The 24,725-nt window shown below is 65.2% G+C and carries 23 protein-coding genes; 10 read left to right on the top strand and 13 right to left on the bottom strand.

The window, feature by feature from the left end; genetic code table 11:
- The 3 genes from GGD66_RS29035 to ggt form a co-directional block, all read right to left on the bottom strand.
- A complete protein-coding gene (locus tag GGD66_RS29035; RefSeq protein ID WP_092261587.1) occupies positions 1 to 1,017 on the bottom strand; it encodes a xanthine dehydrogenase family protein subunit M in 1,017 nt (338 codons plus the stop codon).
- Positions 1,018 to 1,021: 4 nt separating this feature from the next.
- Positions 1,022 to 1,636 carry a (2Fe-2S)-binding protein gene (locus GGD66_RS29030; RefSeq protein ID WP_026202892.1) on the bottom strand — a complete coding sequence of 205 codons (615 nt, stop codon included), beginning with the start codon at positions 1,634 to 1,636 and terminating at the stop codon, positions 1,022 to 1,024.
- Between the two features lie 170 nt (positions 1,637 to 1,806).
- Entirely contained in the window at positions 1,807 to 3,393 is a 1,587-nt protein-coding gene (gene ggt / locus GGD66_RS29025) for a gamma-glutamyltransferase (protein ID WP_092261588.1), read from the bottom strand.
- A 198-nt stretch (positions 3,394 to 3,591) separates the two neighbouring features.
- Here ggt and GGD66_RS29020 point away from each other — a divergent pair, with 198 nt between their 5' ends.
- Positions 3,592 to 4,386 carry a rhodanese-related sulfurtransferase gene (locus GGD66_RS29020; protein WP_183231097.1) on the top strand — a complete coding sequence of 265 codons (795 nt, stop codon included), beginning with the start codon at positions 3,592 to 3,594 and terminating at the stop codon, positions 4,384 to 4,386.
- Complete coding sequence (locus GGD66_RS29015) at positions 4,376 to 4,594, top strand: SlyX family protein (protein ID WP_092261590.1); 219 nt, start codon at positions 4,376 to 4,378, stop codon at positions 4,592 to 4,594. The genes GGD66_RS29020 and GGD66_RS29015 overlap by 11 nt, the downstream gene beginning before the upstream one ends.
- Positions 4,595 to 4,600: 6 nt before the next feature.
- On the opposite strand, the gene GGD66_RS29010 is transcribed toward GGD66_RS29015, so the two are convergent.
- Entirely contained in the window at positions 4,601 to 6,505 is a 1,905-nt protein-coding gene (locus tag GGD66_RS29010) for a diguanylate cyclase (protein WP_092261591.1), read from the bottom strand.
- 172 nt (positions 6,506 to 6,677) lie between these two features.
- Positions 6,678 to 6,893: a hypothetical protein gene (locus tag GGD66_RS29005; RefSeq protein ID WP_177237414.1), complete on the bottom strand. Its 216-nt coding sequence runs from the start codon at positions 6,891 to 6,893 to the stop codon at positions 6,678 to 6,680.
- Positions 6,894 to 7,000: 107 nt separating this feature from the next.
- On the opposite strand from GGD66_RS29005, the gene hemE reads away from it, so the two are divergent.
- Positions 7,001 to 8,035, top strand: a complete 1,035-nt coding sequence (gene hemE / locus GGD66_RS29000) for a uroporphyrinogen decarboxylase (protein WP_179737084.1) — start codon at positions 7,001 to 7,003, stop codon at positions 8,033 to 8,035.
- A 164-nt stretch (positions 8,036 to 8,199) separates the two neighbouring features.
- Here the strand turns inward: hemE and hemC are convergent, their stop codons facing one another.
- The 3 genes from hemC to GGD66_RS28985 are packed head-to-tail and all read right to left on the bottom strand — an operon-like array spanning position 8,200 to position 11,477.
- Positions 8,200 to 9,180: a hydroxymethylbilane synthase gene (gene hemC / locus GGD66_RS28995; RefSeq protein WP_092261593.1), complete on the bottom strand. Its 981-nt coding sequence runs from the start codon at positions 9,178 to 9,180 to the stop codon at positions 8,200 to 8,202.
- Between the two features lie 25 nt (positions 9,181 to 9,205).
- Positions 9,206 to 10,831, bottom strand: coding sequence for a GMC family oxidoreductase (locus GGD66_RS28990; protein WP_183259742.1), 1,626 nt, complete (start codon positions 10,829 to 10,831; stop codon positions 9,206 to 9,208).
- 55 nt (positions 10,832 to 10,886) lie between these two features.
- Positions 10,887 to 11,477: a TetR/AcrR family transcriptional regulator gene (locus GGD66_RS28985; RefSeq protein ID WP_183259741.1), complete on the bottom strand. Its 591-nt coding sequence runs from the start codon at positions 11,475 to 11,477 to the stop codon at positions 10,887 to 10,889.
- A gap of 100 nt (positions 11,478 to 11,577) precedes the next feature.
- Between GGD66_RS28985 and GGD66_RS28980 the strand changes: the two genes are divergently transcribed.
- Complete coding sequence (locus GGD66_RS28980; RefSeq protein WP_092261596.1) at positions 11,578 to 11,943, top strand: nuclear transport factor 2 family protein; 366 nt, start codon at positions 11,578 to 11,580, stop codon at positions 11,941 to 11,943.
- A gap of 327 nt (positions 11,944 to 12,270) precedes the next feature.
- Positions 12,271 to 14,232: a bifunctional diguanylate cyclase/phosphodiesterase gene (locus GGD66_RS28975; RefSeq protein WP_092261597.1), complete on the top strand. Its 1,962-nt coding sequence runs from the start codon at positions 12,271 to 12,273 to the stop codon at positions 14,230 to 14,232.
- Between the two features lie 103 nt (positions 14,233 to 14,335).
- Here the strand turns inward: GGD66_RS28975 and GGD66_RS28970 are convergent, their stop codons facing one another.
- From GGD66_RS28970 to pgm, 4 genes are all read right to left on the bottom strand, one after another.
- On the bottom strand, positions 14,336 to 15,316 hold the full coding sequence (locus GGD66_RS28970; protein WP_018323222.1) for a PDR/VanB family oxidoreductase: 981 nt from the start codon (positions 15,314 to 15,316) through the stop codon (positions 14,336 to 14,338).
- Between the two features lie 11 nt (positions 15,317 to 15,327).
- The gene (locus tag GGD66_RS28965) at positions 15,328 to 16,080 is read right to left on the bottom strand and encodes a GntR family transcriptional regulator (RefSeq protein ID WP_092261598.1); all 753 of its coding nucleotides are present in this window, start codon (positions 16,078 to 16,080) and stop codon (positions 15,328 to 15,330) included.
- A 3-nt stretch (positions 16,081 to 16,083) separates the two neighbouring features.
- Positions 16,084 to 17,133 carry an aromatic ring-hydroxylating dioxygenase subunit alpha gene (locus tag GGD66_RS28960; RefSeq protein WP_183259740.1) on the bottom strand — a complete coding sequence of 350 codons (1,050 nt, stop codon included), beginning with the start codon at positions 17,131 to 17,133 and terminating at the stop codon, positions 16,084 to 16,086.
- Between the two features lie 316 nt (positions 17,134 to 17,449).
- Positions 17,450 to 19,096 (bottom strand): phosphoglucomutase (alpha-D-glucose-1,6-bisphosphate-dependent), encoded by a 1,647-nt coding sequence (pgm, locus tag GGD66_RS28955; protein ID WP_183259739.1) that lies wholly within the window; start codon positions 19,094 to 19,096, stop codon positions 17,450 to 17,452.
- Between the two features lie 128 nt (positions 19,097 to 19,224).
- On the opposite strand from pgm, the gene GGD66_RS28950 reads away from it, so the two are divergent.
- The 3 genes from GGD66_RS28950 (at position 19,225) to GGD66_RS28940 (ending at position 21,507) form a co-directional block, all read left to right on the top strand.
- The gene (locus GGD66_RS28950; RefSeq protein WP_143109112.1) at positions 19,225 to 19,428 is read left to right on the top strand and encodes a hypothetical protein; all 204 of its coding nucleotides are present in this window, start codon (positions 19,225 to 19,227) and stop codon (positions 19,426 to 19,428) included.
- Between the two features lie 85 nt (positions 19,429 to 19,513).
- Entirely contained in the window at positions 19,514 to 20,659 is a 1,146-nt protein-coding gene (locus GGD66_RS28945; RefSeq protein ID WP_183259738.1) for a S9 family peptidase, read from the top strand.
- Positions 20,660 to 20,757: 98 nt separating this feature from the next.
- On the top strand, positions 20,758 to 21,507 hold the full coding sequence (locus GGD66_RS28940) for a transglycosylase SLT domain-containing protein (protein ID WP_312014197.1): 750 nt from the start codon (positions 20,758 to 20,760) through the stop codon (positions 21,505 to 21,507).
- Positions 21,508 to 21,518: 11 nt separating this feature from the next.
- Here GGD66_RS28940 and GGD66_RS28935 read toward each other — a convergent pair whose 3' ends face one another.
- Positions 21,519 to 22,334, bottom strand: coding sequence for a response regulator transcription factor (locus GGD66_RS28935; protein ID WP_018323215.1), 816 nt, complete (start codon positions 22,332 to 22,334; stop codon positions 21,519 to 21,521).
- A gap of 291 nt (positions 22,335 to 22,625) precedes the next feature.
- On the opposite strand from GGD66_RS28935, the gene GGD66_RS28930 reads away from it, so the two are divergent.
- Together GGD66_RS28930 and GGD66_RS28925 are read left to right on the top strand one after the other, a co-directional pair.
- A complete protein-coding gene (locus tag GGD66_RS28930; protein WP_183259736.1) occupies positions 22,626 to 23,783 on the top strand; it encodes an acyltransferase in 1,158 nt (385 codons plus the stop codon).
- Between the two features lie 91 nt (positions 23,784 to 23,874).
- On the top strand, positions 23,875 to 24,723 hold the full coding sequence (locus GGD66_RS28925) for an MBL fold metallo-hydrolase (protein ID WP_183259735.1): 849 nt from the start codon (positions 23,875 to 23,877) through the stop codon (positions 24,721 to 24,723).
- Positions 24,724 to 24,725 lie beyond the last annotated feature (2 nt).

Below are 24,725 nucleotides of genomic sequence, written 5' to 3'. Positions count from 1 at the left end.
TCAGATCTCCATCGTTACGGCCTGCTGGAGCGCGCGCGCCACCACGCGCTTGCCGAGCGCGATCTTGAAGCTGTTGTGCCGGCGGCCGCGGGCGTCTGCGAAAGCGGCATCAGCGACGCGTTGCGCCAGAGCTTCGTCGAACTTTTGTCCCTTCAGCAGCGCCTCCGCCTCGCGCGCCCGCCAGGGCATGGTGGCGACGCCGCCGAGCCCGACGCGCGCATCCCGGATCGTGCCGTCCTGCACGTCGAGCGCGATCGCAGCAGAGGACAGTGCAAACTCGTAGGATTGCCGGTCGCGCGCCTTGAGATACACCGAGCGCGGCCAGCGGCCCTGGATCGAGAAGGCCGAAATCAGCTCGCCGGGCTGAAGCGTGGTCTCGATATCCGGGGAGTTCCCCGGCGCCTTGTGCAGCTCCGCGAACGGTATGCTGCGCGTGCCGGCCCTGCCCGTGATCTCGACCACGGCATCGAGGGCGATCAACGCCTGCGCGAGATCGCCGGGATAGGTCGCAATGCACTGATCGGACGTGCCAAGCACGGCATGCATCCGGTTGACGCCGTCCATGGCGGCACAGCCGGAACCGGGATTGCGCTTGTTGCAATTCTCATAGGAGACGTCGCGAAAATAACTGCAACGCGTCCGCTGCATCACGTTGCCGCCGAGCGTTGCCATGTTGCGCAACTGGGCGCTGGCTGCGAGCTTCAGGGAACTCGCGATCACCGGATAATTGCGCTGGATCTCGGCATGGGCCGCCACGTCGGACATCTTTGCGAGCGCACCGAGCCGCAAGCTGTCGCTGCCCGGCTCGATTGCCGACCAGGCCTGCGCGAGCGGATTGATATCGACGATCGCGGCGGGCCGCATCACGTCCAGCTTCATCAGATCGATCAGCGTGGTGCCGCCCGCAAGCGGCTGGGCTATCGCCTGCGACAACGGATGGTTGGCTGCTGCGGCGGCGCTCAGCGCCTGCACGGCCATGTCAGGGTCTGTTGCCCGCTGATACGAGAAGGGTCGCATGCGCCTAGCCTTTCATGATCTCGGGCGCGGCTTGCTTCACAGCCGCGACGATGTTGGGATAGGCCGCACAACGGCAGATATTGCCGCTCATGTATTCGCGGATGTCGGCCTCGCTCCCGGCATGCCCCTCCTTGACGCAGGCCACGGCGGACATGATCTGGCCGGGCGTGCAATAGCCGCACTGGAACGCATCGTTGTCGACGAAGGCCTGTTGCATCGGGTGCAGGCGATCGTCGGTCGCCAGCCCCTCGATCGTCGTGATCTCCTGCCCTTCCGCCGCGAGCGCCAGCGTCAGGCATGACACCACCCGCCGATCGTCGATCAGCACTGTGCAGGCGCCGCACTGGCCGTGGTCGCAGCCTTTCTTGCTGCCGGTGAGCTTGAGGTGATCGCGCAGCGCATCGAGCACCGTGGTGCGCGCGTCGATGCGCAGGCGCTTGTCCTTGCCGTTGACGTGCAGCGTGACCTCGACAGGAAGTGAGGGGTCCTGTGCAGCTGGGGCTTTGGCTTCCTCTGTGGCCGCGCGCGCTGTGATCGGGACGAGCGCACTGCCAGCCGCGCCGGCCATGAAGGCGCGCCGATCGAATGCTGATCGTTTGGAACTTGAGGTGTCGGACATCGAGGCCTCCGCCGCTTATCTGCAAAGCAGCGCACGCCCTGCACCGCTCATCGCCCCTTAACCGGAAGCGATGAACTCTGTTCCGAACGAGAAAGGGCGACGCAGCAAATGCCGCGCCGCCCTTCGTCAACTTTTCCTGATCTTGCGCGCGGAACCCCGCGCGGCAGCACTCAATAGCCGAGCGCGCAGCCGTCCTTTCGCGGATCGGAGCCGCCGGTGAGCGTGCCCTTGTCCCAGTCGATCCAGATCGCCTGCGCGCCGCCGAGCGGGCCGACCACGCTGGTGGTCTTGTGGCCGAGCTTCTTCAGGCCCTCGACGATCGCAGCCGGCACGCTGTCCTCGAGCTGATACTGGCCCTCGTAGTGCAGGCCGCGCGGCATGTCGATCGCCTCCTGCACGTCGCAGCCATAGTCGAGGATGTTGGTCACGACGCGGGTCTGGCCGACCGGCTGGTACTGCCCGCCCATCACCGCGAACGGCATCACGGAGCGGCCGCCCCTGGTGAGCAGGCTCGGCATGATCGTGTGCAGCGGCCGCTTGCCGCCGGCGATGCAGTTGGGATGGCCCGGCTGGATGCGGAAGCCGCCGGCGCGGTTCTGGAACAGGACGCCGGTCTTGTTCGAGACGATCGCCGAGCCGAAGGAATGCGCGATCGAATTGATGAACGAGCAGACGTTGCGGTCCTTGTCGACGACGGTGATGTAGATCGTCGACGGATTCATCGGCGGCGCGACGTTCGGCAGGTCAAGCATGCCGTCCATGCGGATCTTGGCGATGTGCTCGTCGCAGAATTCCTTGGCGAGGATCTTGGCGACCTCGACCTGCATGTGGTCGGGATCGGCGACGTGCAGCTCGCGATGCATGTAGGCGATGCGCGCGGCTTCCGCCTCGAGATGGAAACGCTCGATGCTGAGCGGCGCGTATTTCGTCAGGTCGAACCGCGACAGGATATTCAGCATCAGCAGCATGGTGAGGCCGGGCCCGTTCGGCGGGCACTGCCAGACGTCGTACCCTTTGTACATGGTGCCGATCGGCGTCGTCGTCTCGGTGGTGTGCGCGGCGAAATCGTCGAGCGTATGCAGGCCGCCGATGCCCCTGAGGGTCTCGACCATGTCTTCGGCAATCGGGCCCTTGTAGAAGGCGTCGCGGCCGTCCTTGGCGATCGCGCGCAGCGTTTTGCCGAGCTCGGCCTGGCGTATGACGTCGCCGGCCACCGGCGGCTTGCCGCCCGGCAACAGGTAACGCACGGTGTTGGTGCCGCCCTTCAGCTTCTCGAACTGGTTCTTCCAGTCGAAGGCGATGCGGGGGGCGACGACGTAACCTTCCTCGGCCGCCTTGATCGCGGGCTGGAGCAGCCGGTCGAAGCCGAACTTGCCATGGTCGCGAAGGACGGTCGCGAACGCATCGACCACGCCGGGAATCGAGACCGCATGCGCCGAGGTCAGCGGCACCGAGTTGATCTTGCGCTCCAGGTACCAGTCGGCGTTCGCCGCCTTCGGGGCACGGCCGGAGCCGTTATAGGCGATGATCTTGCCCTCGCCGCGCGGCTGGATCAGCGCAAAGCAGTCGCCGCCGATGCCGGTCGATTGCGGCTCGATCACGCCAAGCAGGGCCGAGCCCGCAACCGCCGCGTCCACCGCGGTGCCCCCCTCGCGCAACACCTCGATCGCGGCGAGCGAGGCCTGCGGATGCGAGGTCGCCACCATCGCGTTGGTAGCGTGGACCGTGGACCTGCCTGGGAAATGAAAGTTTCTCATCGAATGCTTGCTCTCTTGGGCCCGTGGCGCGGATGGCGCGCCATCTCGGAAAAACCGGGGTTACATGACACATTCCGGCAGCTTTCGGCAATGCTGGCATACCAGGGAAATGGCTGCCATCCGCTGGGCGAATAGACCTTTCGAGGCCGGCGGCCATGCGGGTTTTCCGGGCCGCACGCGCCTGCTAAACGAACCGCCATGTCTGATCCGAATTCGATCAAAGTCGCCGCCTTCTACCAATTCGCCACCCTCCCGGATTACCGCGAGCTGCGCGAGCCGCTGCGCGCGTTCTGCGCCGGTATTGAGCTGAAGGGCAGCGTGCTGCTGGCGCAGGAGGGCATCAACGGCACGCTCGCCGGTGCGCCGGCGGCGATCGACGCTCTTGCCCATGAGCTGGCGAACGGCGACATGTTCGGCGGCAGGCTGCACAATCTCGAATTGAAATTCTCGGCCGCCGAAGCGATGCCGTTCGGGCGGCTCAAAGTGCGGCTGAAGAAGGAGATCGTCACGCTTGGCGATACGGCTGCCGATCCGACCCGCCAGGTCGGCACCTATGTCGATGCGAGCGAATGGAACGCGCTGATCTCCGCGCCCGACATGCTGCTGCTCGACACCCGCAACGCCTTCGAGGTGGCGATGGGAACGTTCGAAGGCGCCGTCGATCCCGGCATCAGGAGCTTTGGCCAGTTCAAGGATTTTGCCGCCGTCGAGCTTGATCCAGCAAAGCACCGCAGGATCGCGATGTTCTGCACCGGCGGCATCCGCTGCGAAAAGGCGAGCGCGCACCTGCTCGCGCGCGGCTTTACCGAGGTCTATCACCTCAAGGGCGGCATTCTCAAATATCTGGAAGAGGTGCCGGAGGCGCAGAGCCGCTGGCGTGGGGAGTGCTTCGTGTTCGACGAGCGCGTCGCGCTCGGCCATGGTCTGCAAGAATCGCGCTTGCAAGAATCCGGTTTGCGCGAACGAAACAAGGATGCGACGCGTGACGAATGAGATCAAGACGCTGAGCGAGCGCATCGACACGCTTGAAACGCGCCTCGCCTACCAGGACGACACGATCGAGACGTTGAACCAGACCATCACCGCGCAGTGGAAGCAGATCGATCTGCTGACCCGGAAGATCGCAGAGCTCGGCGAGCGGCTGCAGGAGGCCGAGGCCAATGCGCCCGGGCCCACCAACGAGCCCCCGCCGCATTATTGAGCCATCTTACTGGCCGGAGGCCTTGGGCAGCAGGTTCATGAGCTCGCCGGACATCACCAGGCGGTCGCGGCCTGCATCCTTGGCGGCGTAGAGCGCCCGGTCGGCGGCCTCAACCAGCGAGGCCACGCCCGCCGTGCGCTCCAGCGCCGGCCGACAGGTCGCACCGCCGACCGAGGCGGTGACACATCCGGACTCCGGATTGGTGGCATGAACGAGGCCGGCTTCGTGGATGGCACTGCGGATCCGTTCGCCGAAAAGGGCGCAGCCGACGGCATCGGTGTTGGGCAGCAGCATGGCGAATTCCTCGCCGCCATAGCGCGCCGCCAGATCGCCCGCGCGTTGCGTCTCGGCCGCGATGATCTTTGCGACCAGACGCAGGCAGGCATCGCCCGCGGGATGGCCGTATTCGTCGTTATAGGCCTTGAAGTGATCCACATCGATCATCAGCAAAGCAAGGCTCGAGCGGTCGCGATAGGCGCGCGCCCATTCCTCTTTCAGCCGCTCGTCGAAGCGGCGGCGATTGGCAAGGCCGGTGAGGCTATCCTCGATCGCAAGCGTCTCGAGCCTGGTTTCCAGCTTCTTGTGCTCGGTGATGTCGCGGGAGATCGCGACCACGCCGTCGACGCGGCCATTGTCCTTGCGCGTCACCCGCATGGTCGATTCCAGCCAGACTTCACCGTTCTGCCGGTGCGAGTTGCGGTAGGTGAGACGCGCCTCCTCCCGCTCGCCACGCTTCATGGCGTCGACGATCGCCTGGACCTCCGGCAGATCCTCCGGATTGATGCCCGCCAGCGCCGGCGTGCCGATCAATTGATTGGCGCGCCAGCCGACGACGCGCGCGGACGAGGGCGAGACATAGCGCAGCCGCTCGTCGAGCCCGATGCGGGTCACCATGTCGCTGGAGCCTTCGGCGAGCAGGCGGAAATGCGCCTCTTTCTCGACCAGGGCCGCGGCCATGCGCTGGCCCCGCTGCAACTGCCGCACCAGCACGGCGCCGATGACCGCAATCAGCATCACTAGCGCGGTGACGTAGAGCATGCGGGAGATTGCCGCGGCGCGCCAGGGCGCGAGCAACTCGTCCTTGTCGACTGTGGCAAGCAGAAGGAGCGGGAAACGGCCGCTGCGCTTGAAGAAGCTGACGCGCTCGGCGCCGTCCAGGGGAGACTTGAAATAATAGGCCCCGCTCGGCCGTTGCAGGCTCGCGTCGCGGAATAACGGCTTGTCGGAAACGCTGCGTCCGACAAATGTCTCGTTGCTGGGGTTGCGAGCGATGATCAGGCCATCGCCATGCGTGAGCGACACCGAGCTGTTGCGGCCGATCTCGAACTGCTCGTAGAAATGCGAAAGATATTTTGAGCTGATGGTCGCGAGCACTACCCCGCCGAAGCTGCCGTCGGGCTTGTTGAAGCGGCGCGACAGGGTGACGACCCATTCGCCGTCCAGGAGGCTCTTTACGGGACGGCCGACATAGGGCTCTCGTTTCGGGGAGAGCTGATGATAACGGAAAAACGCATCGTCGCTGAGCGTTGAGCCGATCGTGCCGGGCGCGGTCAGCCAGTTGCCTTGGTCGTCGATGATGGCGAGGCTGTGAACGCGCTCGATGGCCTTTTTGCGTACTTCCAGCAGGGTGCGCAGTTTGGCGATCGTGGCCGGTGCAGTGCCGTCCATCTCGAGCCGGCTGACGACGCCGACGACGCCGGAATCCAGCAGATCGAGGCTGTCCTCGGCATGCTGGGTCAGCGAGCGGGCGACGTTCGCCATCTCGGTCTCGGCACCCCTGAGCACCGCGTCGCGCGCAGCCCATTCGCGCCAGCCACTGACGCCGAGGATGGTCGCGCAGGTCAGCACGACGAACGCCGCCGCGCGCAGCGGCAGGCGGCTCCATCCGGCTCTTTGGGTCGCAAGGCTCATGCGGCAGAATTCTCCGATCGTCGGAAACTCTGCTGCTTCTATTATTGAACTCTGAAATCACTACTGGAATACGCGGCCATCTCCCCGGTTTCCAGTAGTCCTACGGACACCGCGATCAGCACATCGCTAACAAGGTATTAGCAAGCCGATCGGAATCGGGCCTCGCCTGCCCTTAGCTGAATATCGCCTTGACCTTGTCCCAGAGCGAGGGGCTGTCGGCTTCCGCATCAGCCTTCGTGGGTGTTGGCTGGGTGGCGCTTACGGGATCAGACGCTGGGAACGTGTCCTTTAGCCCGGCGTCGAGCTTGGATTGCCGATCAGCGGCGAGCGCCTCGTGCGGATCGACGGCGTGCTTGTCGTGCGGGGCGGGATTGAATCTCTCAGCCATGATCTCCTCCATCGGCTGGATCAACGCGGCCCTCTTGCGCTGGTTCCCCTGTTCCGCTGAGGGCCGGAGCGGTGTATCAGAGGCCATAACCTTGCTCAGGACCATTCGTGCCCCAATCTGCGACGAAACCTTTCATCGACGTGCTCTCCGGCCAGCGCCAGAGCATCCCGCCCATGTGGATGATGCGGCAGGCCGGCCGCTATCTGCCGGAATATCGCGAGGTCCGCGCCAAGGCCGGCGGCTTCCTCGACCTGTGCTTCAACCCGGAGCTTGCGGCCGAGGTGACGCTGCAACCGATCCGCAGGTTCGGCTTCGATGCGGCGATCATCTTCTCGGACATTCTCGTGATCCCCTACGCGCTCGGACGCTCGGTGCGGTTCGAGGTCGGCGAGGGCCCGCGGCTGGATCCGCTGGATGATCCGGCGAAGGTCGCAACGCTTGCCGCGCGCGCCGACTTTGGCAAGCTCGAGCCGGTGTTCGAGGCGCTCAGGATCGTGCGCGGCACGCTCGATCAAAAGGTCGCGCTGATCGGCTTCTGCGGCGCGCCGTGGACGGTCGCGACCTACATGGTCGCGGGCCAGGGCACGCCCGACCAGGCGCCGGCGCGGATGATGGCCTACCGGCATCCGGAGGCGTTCGCTGAAATCATCGACGTGCTGGTCGAGAACTCGATTCAATATCTGCTGGCGCAGCTCGCCGCCGGCGCCAATGCCTTGCAGATCTTCGACACCTGGGCCGGCGTGCTGCCGCCGGCCGAGTTCGCGCGCTGGTCGGTCGAGCCGACGCGCCGCATCGTCGAGGGCGTGCGGGCCAAGGTGCCGGATGCGAAGATCATCGGCTTCCCCCGCGGCGCCGGTGCGCAATTGCCGGGCTATGTCGAGGCGACCGGCGTCAATGCGGTCAGCATCGACTGGACCGCGGAGCCCGGTTTCATTCGCGAACGCGTGCAAAGCAAGGTCGCCGTGCAGGGCAATCTCGATCCGCTGGTGCTGATCACGGGCGGCGCCGCGCTCGACCGCGCGGTCGACAACACGCTGGCGAATTTTGCCCAAGGGCGGCTGATCTTCAATCTCGGCCACGGCATCCAGCCGGAAACGCCGATCGCCCATGTCGAGCAGATGATCAAGCGCGTGCGGGGCTAGTTCGCCCGCCCCCAACGGGGCGGAAACAAAAAACGCGAAAACAACCCCATGCACAGTAGACAAGTCATTGAAAAAGCTGGGCCGGCAAGATCCGACTCACCAGCCGCGTTTGACACGTCGGGCAAAACAGGCGCACGCCCGCATGATCTCGTGATCGCGGCAGCCTAGCGCGGCCGGCTGCGCTCGATGATCTCGGCGGCGCCCTTCGTCAGCAGATCCAGACCCACGGCACGGCCGAGCTCGCGCGGGCGATTGGCGGGGCCTGCGCGCGAAGCCTCGATAATGATGTTGCCGGAAAGATCGAGCACGGATGCGGTGAGCGACATCTGATCGCCCGTGATGGTCGAGAAGCCCGCCACCGGCGAATTGCAGTGGCCGTTCAGCACCCACAGCACCTCGCGCTCGGCGTCCGCGCTGGCATGCGCGGCGGGATCGTCGATCGACGACAGGATCTGCCGCGTTTGCCAGTCCTGCGCGGCGCATTCGACCGCGACGATGCCCTGCCCCGCCGCGGGCAGCATCTCGGCCGCGGTGAACTCATAGGCGATGCGGCCGGCGAGGCCGACACGGTCGAGGCCCGAACGCGCCATGATCAGCGCATCGGCCGGTCCCACCGTGCCGCCATCCGGCAGGCGCTGCTTCTCGCCATTGTCGAGCTTTCGCACGCGCGTGTCGGCGGCGCCGCGGAAGTGGATCACGTCTACATCCGGAAACAGGCGTCGCGCGTAAGCGGCGCGACGGACCGCATTGGTGCCGATTTTGAAACCCTTGCCGCGGGACTGGCGCAGCGCCTCCAGCGTCACGCCGTCGCGCAGCACCAGCGCGTCGCTCGGCGGATCGCGGGACAGCGTGGCGCCAATGACGAGGCCGGGCGTGTCCTCATTGCCCGGCATGTCCTTCAGCGAGTGCATCGCCGCCTGCAATTCGCCCGACAGCACGGCGGCGCGGATCTGCGCCACGAAGGCGCCGCCCTTGCCGCCATGCGGCAGGAGCTTGCTGGTCTGGTCGAGATCGCCCGTGGTGTCGAACTTGACGATCTCGACGTCGAGACCGGGCACGGCGGCGGTCAGGCGGCGCGCGATCTCTTCCGTCTGTGCCAGCGCCATTGTGCTCTTGCGTGTGCCGATCCGAAATCGAGTAGCCAAGTCTAAACCCTCTCAAGACGCGAATTTACCGCGCATCCTCCAATATCATGTCGGAGGCCTTTTCGGCGATCATGATGATCGGCGCGTTGGTGTTCCCCGAGACGAGGTCCGGCATGACCGAGCCGTCGACGACGCGAAGGCCTTCGAGCCCCCTCACCTTCAGCCGCTGGTCGACCACCGCGAGCGCATCATTGCCCATACGACAGGTCGAGGTCGGATGGTAGATGGTGCTGCCGCGCTCGCGGCAATATTCCAGCAGCTCGGCGTCCGTGGATACCTTCGCCCCGGGATCGTACTCATTGACAACGAATGGCTTCAGCGCCGGCGCATTCAAGATCTTGCGCAGGATCTTCAGACCTTCGACGTTGGTGGTGCGGTCGGTCTCGGTCGACATGTAGTTGATGCGGATCTCCGGCGGCACCGTCGGATCGGCGCTTCGGATGCGCAAGGTCCCGCGGCTTTCAGGACGGAGCTGGCACACAGAGGCGGTGAAGCCGGAGAAATCGTGCAGCTTCTCGCCCATCTTGTCGGTCGAGAACGGCAGGAAGTGCACCTGGATGTCGGGCGAAGCCAGCCGCGGGCTGGTCTTGAAGAACGCGCCCGCCGTGCCCGCCGCAATCGTCAGCCATCCCTTGCGGAACAGCGCATAGCGCGCGCCGGCCATGGTGCGGCGGAGCGGATGATTGACGGTGTCGTTGAGCGTGATCTTCTGCGAGCAGCGCATCACGATGCGGACCTGCATGTGGTCCTGGAGGTCGTGACCGACGCCCGGCGCGTCCAGCACGACATCGATGCCGTGCTTGCGCAGGAGATCGCCAGGGCCGACGCCGGAGAGCTGCAGCAGTTGCGGCGAGTTGTAGGCGCCGCTCGACAGCACGATCTCTCTTCGCGCGCGGGCCCGGCGCACAGCTGCGCCTTGCCGATATTCGACGCCGACGGCGCGGCGGCCCTCGAACAGCACGCGGTGGCCGAGCGCGGAGGTTTCGATCTTGAGATTGCCGCGGGTTTTTGCCGGGCCGAGATAGGCCACCGACGTCGAGGCGCGACGGCCGTTGCGCGTCGTGGTCTGGAACAGGCCGACGCCTTCCTGCGTGGCGCCGTTGAAATCAGGGTTGTAGGGCAGTCCGGTCTCGACCGCGGCGTCGATGAAGGCCTTTGACAACGGATCGGTCACGACCATGTTGGAAACCGGCAGCGGACCGCCGCTGCCATGATACTGGTCGGCCCCGCGCGACTGGTTCTCGGCCTTCTTGAAATAGGGTAGCACGTCGTCGTAGCCCCAGCCGGTGTTGCCGAGCTGGCGCCAGCGGTCGTAGTCTTCGTGCTGACCGCGGACGTAGAGCAGGCCGTTGATCGAGCTCGATCCGCCCAGCGTCTTGCCGCGCGGCTGGAACACCTGGCGTCCCTTCAGCTCGGGCTCCGGCTCGGTCTGGTACATCCAGTTGACAGACTTCTCCTTGAACAGCTTGCCGTAGCCGAGCGGCACGTGGATCCAGATGTTGGAATCCTTCGGGCCGGCCTCGAGCAGTAGCACGCTGTGCTTGCCGTTCGCCGAGAGCCTGTTGGCGAGCACGCAGCCGGCCGAGCCGGCGCCGACGATGATGTAGTCGAATTCGGGATCGGACGGCGCGAGGGAGGAGTTTATGGTCATGTCTTGTCAGTCTTCTTGTTGGTTGGGGCGTTTCCGTCTGCGTGGCTTAGCACAATCATTCCCGCAAGCGCAGCGCCTCGACCAGCGACTTGAACGCACGGGCATATTCCGCGCCTGCCCTTGCGATATCAGCGCGTCCGGCGCAGGCGACCGCGGCCTCCGTCACCGCGCCGAGCAATAGCCGCGCCAGCGGCTCGACCGGCTGCTTTGCGATCAGGCCATTCTCCATCGCCGCCGCAATCGCGCGCGGCAGCTTGCCGCCAAAATGCTGCGCGTCGATCTCGCGCCAGCGCTCCCAGCCGAGCACGGCCGGGCCGTCGCGCAGGATGATCTGGCCGGTCGGGCCCTTGGCGGTCGCCGCGAAATAATGCTGCGTGCCGGCGACCATCGCTGCGAGCACGTCCTTCTCGGCGCGAGCCGTGCCATCGATCTCGACGACGAGGTCGCGCGAGACCTGGTCGAACACGGCTTCGAACACCGCCTCCTTGGTCTTGAAGTGATGATAGACCGCGCCCTTGGCGACGTGGGCTGCTTCCGCGATCTCGTCCATGGTGGTAGCGGCAAAGCCTTGCGTCCCGAACAGGCGGCGCGCCGCCGACAGGATCGCTTCCGATGTCGCCGCCCGCCGCTCCGCCTGTTTCGCCATGAGTCTCGTCTAGTCGAATTCGGCAGGGGCGGCCAGTTGACTTTTTGACCCTCGGTCGGTATTTACCGACTATCAGTCGGTTTTAATCGCGAGGTTTGCCATGCCGAGCCGTGACGTCATCGAAGCTTTTGCGCAGCGGTTGGAGGCCGGGGATTTCATCGGCGCAATCGAGCAGTTCTGCACGCCCGACGCCGCGACCTATGAGAACAACGGCGCCCCGACGATCGGCCGTGACAAGCTCGTCGCCAAGGAGCGTGCCGTGCTGGCGGCCTCGAAAGAGGTCAGGGCCGTCCGCATCGGACCGAGCCTGATCGACGGCGACCATGTGGCGACGCGCTGGACGTTCAGCTTCACCAACGCAGAGGGTGTCTCACGGACGCTGGACGAGATCGCGTGGCAAACCTGGCGCGGCGACCAGCTCATCGAAGAGCGGTTCTACTACGATCCGAAGCAGCTGGGGCGGTGACGACGTCTCTCCACACAGGTGTCATCGCCCGGCTTGACCGGGCGATCGAGTATTCCAGAGACGGTTGGGATTCCTCGATAGGCCGCGGCGTACTGGATGCCCCGGTCAAGCCGGGGCATGACGGCGAGCTAGTGGGGAGCCCCTGCTCTCATTACAGCCGTAATCCGAAGTCTGCATTTGTATCGATTTGTTATCGATATCACGTCACGAACACGCAGAAGTGGTCGCGGCGAGCGCCGCAGTCAGGGATAATTCATAGTTCGTCAAAGGTTTGCGGCGAATTTCCCTGAAGGAGCCGACCAACGGCCCGTCCTGCTAGGCTCTGAAATGCGGACTCAAACGACCAGCTATGTCGCGCGGCTGTTCGCGGGCGATTTATCGGCCTTTGGCGGTCCCGCAACCGACGAAGCCGTGGCCGGCCATATCCGCGCCGAGCAGATGTCGATGGTGCTCGGCTATTCAGTCGGCATCATGCTCGCCAATGCCTGCAACGCCATCGTGCTCGCCATTGCGCTTTGGCAATCGCCGGACAGGATAGCCGCCCTCATCTGGGCCGCCGCCGTCGCCAGCGCAGCGATCGCATTCGGCCTGCAATCCCGCGCGGCCCGCCGCATCACCAAGCCGCAATTCGTCTCGCGCCGCGCCATGCACCGGCTGGTGCGCAACGCCTTCGTCCTCGGCACCGCCTGGGGCATCGTCCCCGTCGCCTTCTTCGACAATGCTTCGACCGGCGGCCAGCTCGTCATCACCTGCCTGTGCTCGGGCATGCTGGCCGGCGGCGCGCTCGCCTTCGCCACCATCCCGATCGCAGCGATCGCCTTCACCGCCCCGATCTTCGTCGGGATCGCGATCTGCCTCGGCAGGAACGGCGATCTGGCCTTTCTGCTGATCGCCTTCCTCGTCGTGGTCTATGGCAGCGTGCTGATCCGCGGCGTGTTCGTCAATTCCTTCTCGTTCGCGCGGCGCGTGATGCGGCAGATCGAGGCGGAGCGCACGGTGCGGCTGGATCCTCTGACCCACCTGCCCAACCGCGTCGCCTTCAACGAGACGCTCGAGGCCGCGCTCAAGCGACTGGCATTGTCCGGCGAGGAGTTTGCGGTGCTGCTGCTCGATCTCGATCGCTTCAAGGAGGTCAACGACAAGTTCGGCCATCCCGCCGGCGACGAATTCCTGGTCCAGGTCGCAAGCCGCCTGCGACGCTGCACGCGCGCCGCCGAGCATGTCGCGCGCATCGGCGGCGACGAGTTCGCGCTGGTGATGGCCAATCTGGCGCGTCCCGAGGATGCCCTCGAAATCGCCGAACGCTTCGTCGCGGCCTTCACTGAACCGTTCCGCATCGAGGGCCGCCAGATCGGGGGCGCGACCAGCGTCGGCATCGTGCTGGCGCCGCGCGACGGCACTACACCGCTTGACGTCATGAAGAATGCCGATGCCGCACTCTACCGCGCCAAGAAGGTGGGACCTGGCACGATCCGCTTCTTTGACGCCAGCGACGACAGGGTGTCACGCGATCGCAAGGCGCTGCAATCCGACCTCGAGGGCGCGATCGCGCGAGACGAGCTGTTGCTCGTGTTCCAGCCGTTCCTCGATCTCGACCAAAGCCGGATCACCGGTTTCGAGGCGCTGCTGCGCTGGCAACATCCTGAGCGCGGACTGGTGCCGCCGAGCGAATTCATCCCGATTGCGGAAGAGACCGGGCTGATCCACGAGATCGGCGAATGGGTCGTCCGCCGCGCCTGCGCGACGGTTGCCGAGTGGCCGGACGAGATCAGGGTCGCCGTCAACTTCTCGGCCGCGCAGTTTCATAACGCCGGCATCCTCCAGATCATCGTGCAGGCGCTGGCGGACGCGAAGATCGCGCCGCACCGGCTCGAGATCGAGATCACGGAATCGATGCTGCTGTCGAAATACGGCTCGGCCGAGCCGGTTCTGAACGCGCTGCTGCAGCTCGGCGTCACGGTCGCGCTGGACGATTTCGGGACGGGTTTCTCGTCCCTCACCTATTTGCGCAAGTTGCCGTTCAGCCGCATCAAGATCGACCAGTCCTTCATCCGCGACATGCTGGTGCAGCCGGACTGTGCCGCCATCGTCAAGTCGGTGATCTCGCTCGCGCGCGACCTGCGCATCGCCGTCGTCGCAGAAGGCGTCGAGACTGCCGACCAGCTCGACTATCTCAGGCAGATCAGTTGCGACGAGGTCCAGGGCTATCTGATCAGCCGGCCGGTGTCGGTGGATGGCGTGCTGGCGCTGCTGGACAGGAAGAAGCTTCGGGCGACGTTTGCGGCGTAGTTTGCGGTAGATCCTGAGTGCAGGCAATGAGGGAGGTGAGCCCCCTCCCCCGCAAGCGGGAGAGGTTGGGGAGCCTGCCGCCCGACTTCCCTAAGCCATTCCCTCAGATCGCATCCGCCCGCAGCAACGTATCCACCGTGATCGTGCCCCGCGCGCGGGAGACGCAGGCGCAGATCTTCTGGTTGCTTTGCTTCTGATGGTCGCTGAAGAAGACGTCGCGATGGTCGATCTCGCCGTCGACCTCGACCACGTCGATGGCGCACAGGCCGCATTCGCCGCGCTTGCAGTCGTACATCACGTCGTGACCGCTGGCGTTGAGCACGTCCAGCATCGAGCGCTCGCGCGGGATTTCGAGCTCGACATCGGAGCCCTTCAGGCGCACGCGAAACGTCTCGGTCGGCAGCGTGCCGCTGGAGCCGAAGGTCTCGTAGCGGAGATCGGGCAGCGGATGGCCCGCGCCGATCCAGGCGTGGCGTGCGGCATCGAGCATGCGCATCGGGCCGCAGAACAGCGACAGCGTGCCTTGCGGCAATGACGCGAACACCGCATCGAGGTCGAGCCGTTTGCCTTCATCGCTGGCATGAACGACCAGGCGATCGCCGAGAATTCCGGCGAGATCGTCGAGATAGGCAGCCTCGCCGCGCGAGCGCACCGCATAATGCAGCGTGACGTCAGCCCCGCGCCGCGCCAGCGCCTGCGCGGCGCCGAGGATCGGCGTGATGCCGATGCCGCCGGCGATCAGGCAATAATTTTCACGGGACCAGTCCACCGCAAGCAGCGAAGCGGGCTGCGTGATGTCGAGCCGCGCGCCCGGCGCGAGCTGCCACATGTAGCGCGAGCCGCCGCGGGAATCATCGGCACGGCGCACCGCGATCTTGAAGCCGGTCGAGATGGCTTCGCCGACCAGCGAATAGGACCGCGTCTCCGGCAGGCCGTCGATGGTCACGCTGACATTGATGTGGCTGCCGACCGGATAGGCGGCGGCGTCGAACTGATCCGGCCGGATCAGGAATTCGCGGATGCCGGGGGCAAGATCGCGCGTCGAAACGAGCGTTGCCGGAATCCAGGTTTCGATGAAGCGCATGATGATTGCCCTCAATCGGTTGTGGTCTTGATCAGTGCGAGCGCCGGCAAGAGGTCGAGATGGGTGCGGTTGCGCAGCGCGAGGCGCAGATTGCGCACCGCCAGCCGCGCATGCTCGCGCATGACGGCTTCGGCACGCGCGCCTTCGCGGTTCTCGATGGCGTCGATCACGACACGGTGGTGCTCCTGCCCGATGATCAGGATCTGCTGCGCCTCGGGCAGCGCCGATTGCGCCATCACGAAGCCGCTTGGGGATGCGAACGGCAGCGCCGAGGCGCGGTCGATCTGGCGGATCAAGGGTGGGCTGCGCGACAATTCCGTGAGCAGGGCGTGAAAGCGCGCGTTCAGCGTGACATAGGACGAGAACGCTTCGATCGAGATCGGCACCTGCCGCAGCAGTTCGTCGATCGCGGCAAGGCACTCCTTGAGCGGCTCCAGCTCGCGCGCGGAGACGCCGCGCTCGGCGGCGAAGCGCGCAGCGAGCCCTTCCAGCGTGCCGCGCAGCTCGATGGAATCGGAGATGTCGCGCTCCGAAAACGCCTTCACCATGAAGCCGCCGGACGGGATCGCCTCCAGCAGGCCTTCCTCCTCCAGTCGCACCAGCGCCATGCGCACGGGGGTGCGCGAGGCCCCGGTGGTCTCTACCGCCTGGAGCTCGGAGATGCGCTCGCCCGGACGTAGGGAGCCGGACAGGATCTGGTCGCGCAGCGCAAGCTGCGCCTTGACGGTCTGCGAGACGGAGCGGTCGACCTCACGTTCGGCCATGATCTACTCCGCCGCCTGAAGGTGCTGCGGCCCGTTTTCCTTGGCCACCATCCTGTCGATCAGCTTGCGCGTCCACATCGCGCCGGCGTCGATGTTGAGGTTATAGAAGATGCGATCGGGGTTCTCGTCCATGGCGCGCTGCTGCGCCTCGAGGATCAGCTCGTCCTCGTGGAAGATGCCGGAAACGCCCTCGCGGATCTCGGAGGTGATGCGCTGCTCACCGAGCTGATAGTTGCGCACGAAGGCCCAGAAATAATGGCAGGTCTTCTCGGTCTCCGGCGTGATGGTGTTGAGCACGAAGCCGTTGACGCCCTGCGAGCGGTCGCCTTCCGGCGCGCCGGTGCCTGTGGGCGCCACGCCGACGTCGATCGCTATGGTGCAGGGAGCCTCGAAACGGATGATCTGCCAGCGATCGACGGGACCGGACTTGCCGAGTTGTTTCGCCCAGAACGGCGGCGGCTCGATGTTCCGCATCCAGCGCGTCACCGTGACCGTCTTCTCACCATGGGTGACGTCGAACGGCGCCTCCGCCACCGCCTCGTTGCCGATGGAGGAGCCGTGCACGAAGGTCTCGTGGGTGAGATCCATGAGATTGTCGAGCACGAGGCGATAGTCGCATTTGACGTGGATGGTCTTGCCGTCGCCGGCCCAGGCCGGATCGTGATTCCAGTGCATGTCGGGGACGAGCGCGGGATCGGCCAGCGCGGGATCGCCCATCCAGAGCCAGATGTAGCGGTGGCGCTCGACCACGGGATAGGCGCGCACGCAGGCCGACGGATTGATGGTCTCCTGCGAGGGCATGAAGGTGCAGCGTCCCTGTGCATTGTATTTAAGGCCGTGGTAGCCGCAGACGACGGTGTCGCCTTCGAGCCGGCCCTTGGACAGCGGCACCAAGCGGTGCCAGCAGGCATCCTCAAGCGCCGCGACCGAGCCGTCGGCCTTCCGGTACATCACGACATGCTTGCCGCAGATCGTTCGCGGCAGCAGCGCAGCTTTCACGTCCGCGTCCCAAGCCGCGGCGTACCAGGCGTTCATCGGGAAGGGCTTTGTCATTGTCTCACTCCCACGGCTTGTGAATACGTTATGTATACAATAGTGGAGGCAAAGAAAGGTTCAAGTGGCAATTTAGCTGTATTATAATACCTTTATGTATTTTGATGTATACACACCAAGGTAGCGGGTCATTCCCCGCGAAAAGCGGGGAATCCAGTACTCCGCAGCAGGCATGAGACTCACACAACTGGAGCCGCGGCATACTGGATCACCCGCTTTCGCGGGTGATGACAGCGGTGGATGCGGCAAGCGGTCCGCTTCGGAGCGGCAGAGGTATCCCTGCGGGCAGCAGCGAGAGCCGTAAGCGTTCGGACCCTTAAGCCCCGAATACCTTGGCCAGTCCTGCCTTGGCCTCTTCCTGAATCCGCGTCAGGTGCTCGGTGCTGCGGAAACTCTCGGCATAGATCTTGTAGACATCCTCGGTCCCTGACGGCCGCGCGGCGAACCAGCCGTAGTCAGTCTCGACCTTGATGCCGCCAAACGGCTGGCCGTTGCCGGGCGCCTTGCTCAGCGTTGAGCGGACGGGGTCGCCGGCGAGATCCTTCAGGCCGAGCTGCTCGGGCGTGACGGATTTGAGGATGTTCTTTTGCGGCCCGGTCGCGGCGACGTCGATGCGCGCGTAATGCGGCACGCCGAACTCGGCGGTCAGATCATTGAAGAGCTGGCTGGGATCGCGGCCGGTCTTTGCCATGATCTCCGCTGCGAGCAGGCCAAGGATGACGCCGTCCTTGTCGGTGGTCCACACCCCGCCATCGCGGCGCAGGAACGAGGCCCCTGCACTCTCCTCGCCGCCGAAGCCGAAGCCGCCGGTGAGGAGGCCGTCGACGAACCATTTGAAGCCGACCGGCGTCTCGACCAGCTTGCGGCCGAGTTTTTTCGCGACGCGGTCGATGATCGAGCTCGACACCACGGTCTTGCCGATCGCGGCATCCCGGCTCCAGTTCGGGCGGTGCGCGAACAGATAGGAGATCGCGGTCGCCAGATAATGGTTCGGATTCATCAGGCCGCCGGTGCGCGTCACGATGCCGTGGCGATCGGCGTCGGTGTCGTTGGCAAAGGCGACGTCGAAGCGGTCGCGCATCCCGATCAGGCTCGCCATCGCATAAGGCGATGAGCAGTCCATGCGGATCTTGCCATCCCAGTCCACCGTCATGAAACGGAAGGTCGGGTCGATCGCCTCGTTCACCACGGTGGCCTTCAGGCCGTAACGCTCGATGATCGGATGCCAGTAATGCACGGCGGCGCCGCCGAGCGGATCGATGCCGATCTTGATGCCGGCGGATTTGACGAGGTCGAGATCGACGACATTGCCGAGATCGGCGACGTAGGGCGTGACGAAGTCATAGGCATGGACGTTCGAAGACTTCAGCGCCTTGGCATAGTCGATGCGCTTCACGCCCTTGAGGCCGTCGGCGAGATAGGCATTGGCGCGCTTTTCGACCACGCCCGTGACATCCGTGTCGGCCGGGCCGCCATGCGGCGGATTATATTTGTAGCCGCCATCCTCCGGCGGATTGTGCGAGGGCGTGATGACGACGCCGTCGGCAAGGCCGCTGGTGCGGCCCTTGTTGTAAGTCAGGATCGCGTGCGAGATCACCGGCGTCGGCGTGTAGCCGCCGTCCTTGTCGATCATGATGTCGACGCCGTTGGCGGCGAACACCTCGACGGCGCTGACCAGTGCCGGCTCGGCCAGCGCGTGGGTGTCGATGCCGATGAACAGCGGTCCGGTCAGCCCCTTTTCCCGCCTGTAGTCGCAGATCGCCTGCGTGGTCGCGAGGATGTGGCCTTCGTTGAAAGTGTTCTTGAACGAGGTGCCGCGATGGCCGGAGGTGCCGAACGCCACGCGCTGCGCGGGATCTGTGACATCGGGCTTGCCGGCAAAATAGGCCGTCACCAGCCGCGGAATATTGGTGAGCGCGTCCGGCGAAGCCTGCTTGCCCGCCGCGGGATGAACATCAGCCACTGAACTATCCTCGTCGTTGTCAAATTGAGGCCCTGCCGCACCATAGCATTGGGCTTGCACACGCCAACTCAAAAGCCATCGGCCGACGCCGGCAACAAATGGCCGCATTTGGGTCCATGAATGGGGACATGACCATTCTCGCAACGGCCCTGCTGCTCGCCAGTTCCTTGGTGCTATCGTCTCCCGGATACGTCGAGCAAACCGGCGTCGAACGCAACCCGATGCTGCGCAACGCAGCCGTGGATCATGACCTCGCCAAGGTGAGGCGCCGGTTCGAGCGGGAGCTCCGTAGCGACACCACGGACACCTCTGGCGCATCCACCGGGCGCTAGCGCCGCGCGTCGTGCACGTAGGCACCGCAATGCAAATTGCGGGATCGTGCTATGGTCGAGGCCTTCCGGCTGTTCGAATCGCCTCATGGCTGTCCTGCGCAAGCTGCTCCCTCTGCTGATCGCCTGGCTGATCCCGGCGGACGGGCCGTCGTCTGCGGTGGCCGCGGAGTTCTACACCGAGGATCTCCGCATCCCCATGGCGGAGGCCGGGCCGCAGGGGCTCGAGGCCTTCCTGGTCCGCCCGGCCGGGACGAAGCGCTATCCGCTGGCGCTGCTCAGCCACGGCTCGCCGCGAAGCTTCGACGACCGCGCGACGATGTCCGCGCACAAATATTACGGCATCGCGCTGGAATATGCCCGGCGCGGCTTTGCCGCGCTGATCGTGATGCGGCGCGGCTACGGCAGCTCGCCCGGCGGACGCGTCGACAGCGTCGGCGGCTGCGCGAAAGCCGCTTATCTGCCCGCAGTCGCGGTCGCGGTTGCCGACTTACGGGCCGCGATCGATGCGATGGCGCGCCGCCCTGACGTCACAACAACGGGCATGATCGCGGCCGGCCATTCCGCCGGCGGGCTCGCCACGATCGCGCTCTCTGCGCAAGCGCCGTCCGGTCTCGTCGCCGCGATCAACTTCGCCGGCGGCCGCGGCTCGCGCGACGACAACGACGTCTGCAATCCCGATGGGCTGGTGCAGGCCTTCGCCACCTTCGGCAAGACCTCGCGCGTACCGACGCTGTGGGTCTATGCGACCAACGATTCCTATTTCGGCCCCGACCTCGCGCGCCGCCTCCATGACGGATTTCGCACCAGTGGCGGCAATGCAAAATTCATTGCGGCGCCGCCGTTCGGTGCCGACGGCCACTACCTCTATTCGGTGGCGAGCCGTGCGCAATGGACGCCCTATGTCGACGCTTTCCTGCGCGAGCGCAGCCTTGTCAGCCGCGACATCCTGAGCCCGCCCGATCCGCTACCGCCGCCGCGCCAACTCAATGAGGCTGCGCGGGCCGAGTTCGCGCGCTATCTCGCCAGCATGCTGCCGCACAAGGCGTTCGCGGTGTCGCCGAATGGCGGCTACGGCTGGCGCTCGGGGCACATCACGGCCGACGACGCCCGGCGCGAGTCGCTGGCGGCCTGCATGAAATGGTCGCCGACCTGCACGCTCTATGCGATCGACGACCGGCTGGCTGAACCTGCGCAAGCGACGTCCACCGATCAGAGCGCCCGCGCGCGCTAGTTGCCGCAGCGGAGGCCGGTTTATTAACTCCGGAGCTCTATGACGGACCGATGCTGTGGGATCGGGCAGGCTTCAATCTCGGCGCGACGTGGAGACACGTGGCGATCGTCCTGCTGTTGTCGGCCCCGATCTGCGCACGTGCCGGAGATGGCGATCTGGACGGGCCGCACACGAACTCGGCGGTCTCCACCGGCGGGACGGAGCTCGGCGCCGGCGAAACGCCGTCATCCCGGGTCATGATCCGGAAGATCATCGAGCGAGAAACCGCAAACACCAATTTACCGGCCGATGTCGCCGAAGCGGTCGTGTTCGTCGAAAGCGGCTACAATTCGGCCGTCATCGGCAGCGTCGGCGAGATCGGCCTGATGCAGGTGCGGCCCGAGACGGCGGCGATGCTGGGCTTCCGGGGCAGCGATGCGGAACTCGCCGAACCCGACATCAACATCCATTACGGGGTGCTTTATCTCAGCCGGGCCTGGCGCCTCGCCGGCGGGGATCTCTGCCGGGCCCTCATGAAGTATCGGGCAGGCCATGGCGAAGAAGATATGACCGCGCGGTCGCAGGTCTATTGCAATCGGGCCCGCAACCGTCTTGCCGCCATGAATTCGAAGGCTCTTGAGACCGAGGTGGCGGCCGCTCCGAATCCGGCGCCCCGGCCCACTCCCGCAGCTGCTTCCGCAAAACGGGTGAGCGCGCCGAAGGTCGCGGCGCAGCCCAAAGCCGTCTATGCCCGCTATCGTCAAGGCACCGCGGCCGCCAGCCGCGCCTATTGGGCCGTGCACGAGGCCAGAGTCAGCCAGATCAAGGCTCGCATCGCAGCGCGATGGAAGCGCGTCGCATCGCGCTGACGACAAGTGCCCTATAGCCGCTCGCTGAGCGCGAGCTTGTAACCGACGCCGGTGACGGTCGCGATCACGGGCGTACCGCTGCCGACGAGCTTGCGGCGCAGCCGCGCCACCAGCGCATCGACCGTGCGGATGTCGACCTCGGCCTGGCGGTTGCTGACGACCTCGATCAGATAGTCGCGGCTGAGCGGCCGTCCGTCGGCACCGACCAGCGCCGCGAGCAGGTCGAATTCGGCGCGCGTCAGCGCCACCGGCTTGCCGTCGCTGCCGAGCAATTCACGCCGGGTGAGGTCGATGATCCAGTCGCCGAACGCGATCGAATTGTGGTTGCGCGCCGCCTTGCGATCGAGCGAGCGCCGCCGCAGCACGCTGCGTGCGCGCGCCAGCAGGTCGCGCAGATTGATCGGCTTGGTGACGTAGTGGTCGCCGGCGATCTCGAGGCCGAGGATGCGATCGACGTCGGTGTCTCGGCGCGTCACGAAGATGATGCCCGCGTTGCTGGTCGCCTGGATCTCCTTGGCGAGCTCGAAGCCGTCGCCATCGGGCAGTTGCACATCGAGGAAAATGAGATCGGTTCGGGCGCGCAACGCCTGGCGGCACTCCGCGCAGGAGCTGGCGCCGACCACGTCGAAATTGTTCTCGCTGAAATAGCCGACCAGCATGGTCCGCGTCACCGGATCGTCCTCGACGACGATCAGCCGCTCGCGGCCGGCGGGACGCAATTCCTTAAGTGCGGGATCAACCACTGTCTTGGATGTCCTGTGTGCCTGGGACCCGACCTGGAAATTCAAGTCACCGCGCAATGCGCTGTCATGTGAACGGACATTCACGACTTGTTCGAGCCCCCGAAATTGCCTGCTGGAATATTAGGCGCGTTGCGACGCGCAAACAATATTGCTCATGGTCTCCAGGGATTAAGTATGAATTGGCCCACAATTCTCATTCCGCGCATCGTACGCAGGATGCCTTGAGGGCCTTACGCCGGCCCCCGGGCCGCCGATCCCACACATTCAGCTTTGGACTCAACCGGCGGTTAACGTAAAGACAGCCTTCGGCTTCGGAAAGCCCACCTGCACCTCTATTGTCCCGCCTGCACAATACGAAACCACGGAGCAGGCGTGATGCAGGGGCAGGCCCGGTTGGCTGCCGGTCGAATCGAGCAAGGCATAGCGCCGTTCGGCCGTTCGCACACGCTCGATGTCCTGCGCGGCCTAGCCATCGTCGGCGTGATGGCCATCCACGTCTCGCAGTCGTTTCCATCAAATATCCACGCCGTCGATTACGCCTTCATGTGCGGATGGACCGGCGTCAACGTGTTCTACTTCGTCAGCGCCATGACGATGTGCCTGATGTGGACGCAACGTGTCGAAACCGGTCCGACGCGGAAGTTCTACATCCGCCGCTTCCTGCGCATCGCGCCGCTGTTCTGGCTCGCGATCCCGGTCTACCTCGTCATCAACGGCGCCGGCCCGAGCGCCAATGCGCCTGGCGGCATCGGGCCAGCTCAAGTGATCCTCACCGCGACGTTCCTGCACGGCTTCTGGCCGGACAGCGTCAACAGCGTCGTGCCCGGCGACTGGTCGATCGCGGCCGAGATGACCTTCTATCTCGTCTTCCCGCTTCTGATCACCGCGTTCGGTTCGCGCCGCCATCTCTATCTCGCGCTGGCGATCGTGCTGCATCTCGTCAATGTCTGCCTGTTCAAGCCGTGGGCTTTCGCGCTGTTCTCCGCCTATTACGGCCCCGGTCACGAGGCATTCGTTTGGACCACGCTGCACATCAGCTTCCTGAACCAGCTTCCGGTCTTCCTGGTGGGATGCGCGCTGTTCTTCGCGCTACGCGACGGATTTGCCAAGTCGGACGCCGCGATCTACGCGGTCTTCATCGCGCTGTCCTTCGCCGCCGACCGCATAACCGGCTCGCATGAGTTCAACTATCTCATGATCAACCTCGTGCTCGGCGCGCTGGTTACGGGCTGCATCAAGCTTGCCATCCGCTTCCAGCCGCTCGAGGCGCTCGGCCGCAATTCCTATTCGATGTACCTGTCGCACTTCGCGGTGATCTACGGCCTACATCAGCTCTGGCCGCTCGCCGATGGACTGGTCTCGCTGCTCATCGCCTATGCCGTGACCGCCGCGCTGAGCTATCTCGTCGCGCGCGCGACCTGGCATCTGGTCGAACGGCGCGCGCAGGATCTCGCGCACCGCCTGACCTCGGCGGGATCGGACCGATCAATCGTCCCGCCGACCATCGCCGCCACCGCGGCCAGCATCCCCTAAGTCCCCCGCTGCATGCTCCGGGCCTGATGCGGCTTGCCTCGCTGCCGCCTCCGAATCTACTGTGGAGACTGTTCACGCTGGAGAAGGCGCCATGGAGGTCATACTGCTCGGCACCGGCGGCCCGCGCCCGGACCCGCGCCGCATGGCGACGACCACGCTGATCAGGCTCGGCGACGAGAACATCCTGTTCGACGCCGGCCGCGGCGTCGTGGTGCAGCTCAGCAAGGCCGGCGTTCCGCTCGGCGCGATCAACACGGTCTTCCTCACCCATCACCATTTCGACCACATCGGCGATCTCTACGATGTGATGCTGAATTCATGGATGCATGGTCGCAAGGACGAGCTGCGCATCTATGGACCGCCGGACACCGAACGGCTTGTCAACACGCTGGTCACGCAGGTCTACGACAAGGACATCGCCTGGCGCGATCAGGGCGAGCCGACCTTCGGCGGCTGGAAACCCGTGGTCGCGACGGACATCATCCCCGGGCCCGTGCTCGACACCGGACGCTGGAAGATCAGCGCCGAGCTCGTCTCGCACGGCGACGGCCTCGACATGTCGCCGGCGTTCCTGGCGCGCTGGATGTGTCTCGGCTACCGCTTCGAGGCGGAGGGGAAGGTCATCGCAATTTCGGGGGACACGGTCCCCTGCCCCGGGCTCGAGCGGCTGGCCGAGGGAGCCGATTTGCTTGTCCAGTGCTGTTTTCTCGCAACGCCCGAGATCAACAACGAGCATCTCCGCCGCCTTGCGAAATTCACGATCGCCTGCGGCGACACCGTCGGCAAGGTGGCGGCCAAGGCCGGCGTCAAGAAGCTCGCGCTGACCCATCACCGGCCGCGCACGGATGACGCCATGCTGAAAGAGCTGCTTGCGGATGTCAGGCAGGATTATGCGGGGCCGGTCGTGCTCGGCGAGGATCTCACGCGCATCGAGGTCTGAGG

This window comes from Bradyrhizobium sp. CIR48 (assembly GCF_014198315.1).
GTDB lineage: Bacteria > Pseudomonadota > Alphaproteobacteria > Rhizobiales > Xanthobacteraceae > Bradyrhizobium.
This window is presented reverse-complemented; position numbering and strand designations above follow the sequence as displayed.

Excerpts from the sequence above, each read along its gene's own strand:
- GGD66_RS29035 (WP_092261587.1), bottom strand. The coding sequence starts at position 1,017 with ATGCGACCCTTCTCGTATCAGCGGGCAACAGACCCTGACATGGCCGTG.
- GGD66_RS29030 (WP_026202892.1), bottom strand. The coding sequence starts at position 1,636 with ATGTCCGACACCTCAAGTTCCAAACGATCAGCATTCGATCGGCGCGCC.
- ggt (WP_092261588.1), bottom strand. The coding sequence starts at position 3,393 with ATGAGAAACTTTCATTTCCCAGGCAGGTCCACGGTCCACGCTACCAAC.
- GGD66_RS29020 (WP_183231097.1), top strand. The coding sequence starts at position 3,592 with ATGTCTGATCCGAATTCGATCAAAGTCGCCGCCTTCTACCAATTCGCC.
- GGD66_RS29010 (WP_092261591.1), bottom strand. The coding sequence starts at position 6,505 with ATGAGCCTTGCGACCCAAAGAGCCGGATGGAGCCGCCTGCCGCTGCGC.
- GGD66_RS29005 (WP_177237414.1), bottom strand. The coding sequence starts at position 6,893 with ATGGCTGAGAGATTCAATCCCGCCCCGCACGACAAGCACGCCGTCGAT.
- GGD66_RS28990 (WP_183259742.1), bottom strand. The coding sequence starts at position 10,831 with ATGACCATAAACTCCTCCCTCGCGCCGTCCGATCCCGAATTCGACTAC.
- GGD66_RS28985 (WP_183259741.1), bottom strand. The coding sequence starts at position 11,477 with ATGGCGAAACAGGCGGAGCGGCGGGCGGCGACATCGGAAGCGATCCTG.
- GGD66_RS28980 (WP_092261596.1), top strand. The coding sequence starts at position 11,578 with ATGCCGAGCCGTGACGTCATCGAAGCTTTTGCGCAGCGGTTGGAGGCC.
- GGD66_RS28975 (WP_092261597.1), top strand. The coding sequence starts at position 12,271 with ATGCGGACTCAAACGACCAGCTATGTCGCGCGGCTGTTCGCGGGCGAT.
- GGD66_RS28970 (WP_018323222.1), bottom strand. The coding sequence starts at position 15,316 with ATGCGCTTCATCGAAACCTGGATTCCGGCAACGCTCGTTTCGACGCGC.
- GGD66_RS28965 (WP_092261598.1), bottom strand. The coding sequence starts at position 16,080 with ATGGCCGAACGTGAGGTCGACCGCTCCGTCTCGCAGACCGTCAAGGCG.
- GGD66_RS28960 (WP_183259740.1), bottom strand. The coding sequence starts at position 17,133 with ATGACAAAGCCCTTCCCGATGAACGCCTGGTACGCCGCGGCTTGGGAC.
- GGD66_RS28950 (WP_143109112.1), top strand. The coding sequence starts at position 19,225 with ATGACCATTCTCGCAACGGCCCTGCTGCTCGCCAGTTCCTTGGTGCTA.
- GGD66_RS28945 (WP_183259738.1), top strand. The coding sequence starts at position 19,514 with ATGGCTGTCCTGCGCAAGCTGCTCCCTCTGCTGATCGCCTGGCTGATC.
- GGD66_RS28930 (WP_183259736.1), top strand. The coding sequence starts at position 22,626 with ATGCAGGGGCAGGCCCGGTTGGCTGCCGGTCGAATCGAGCAAGGCATA.
- GGD66_RS28925 (WP_183259735.1), top strand. The coding sequence starts at position 23,875 with ATGGAGGTCATACTGCTCGGCACCGGCGGCCCGCGCCCGGACCCGCGC.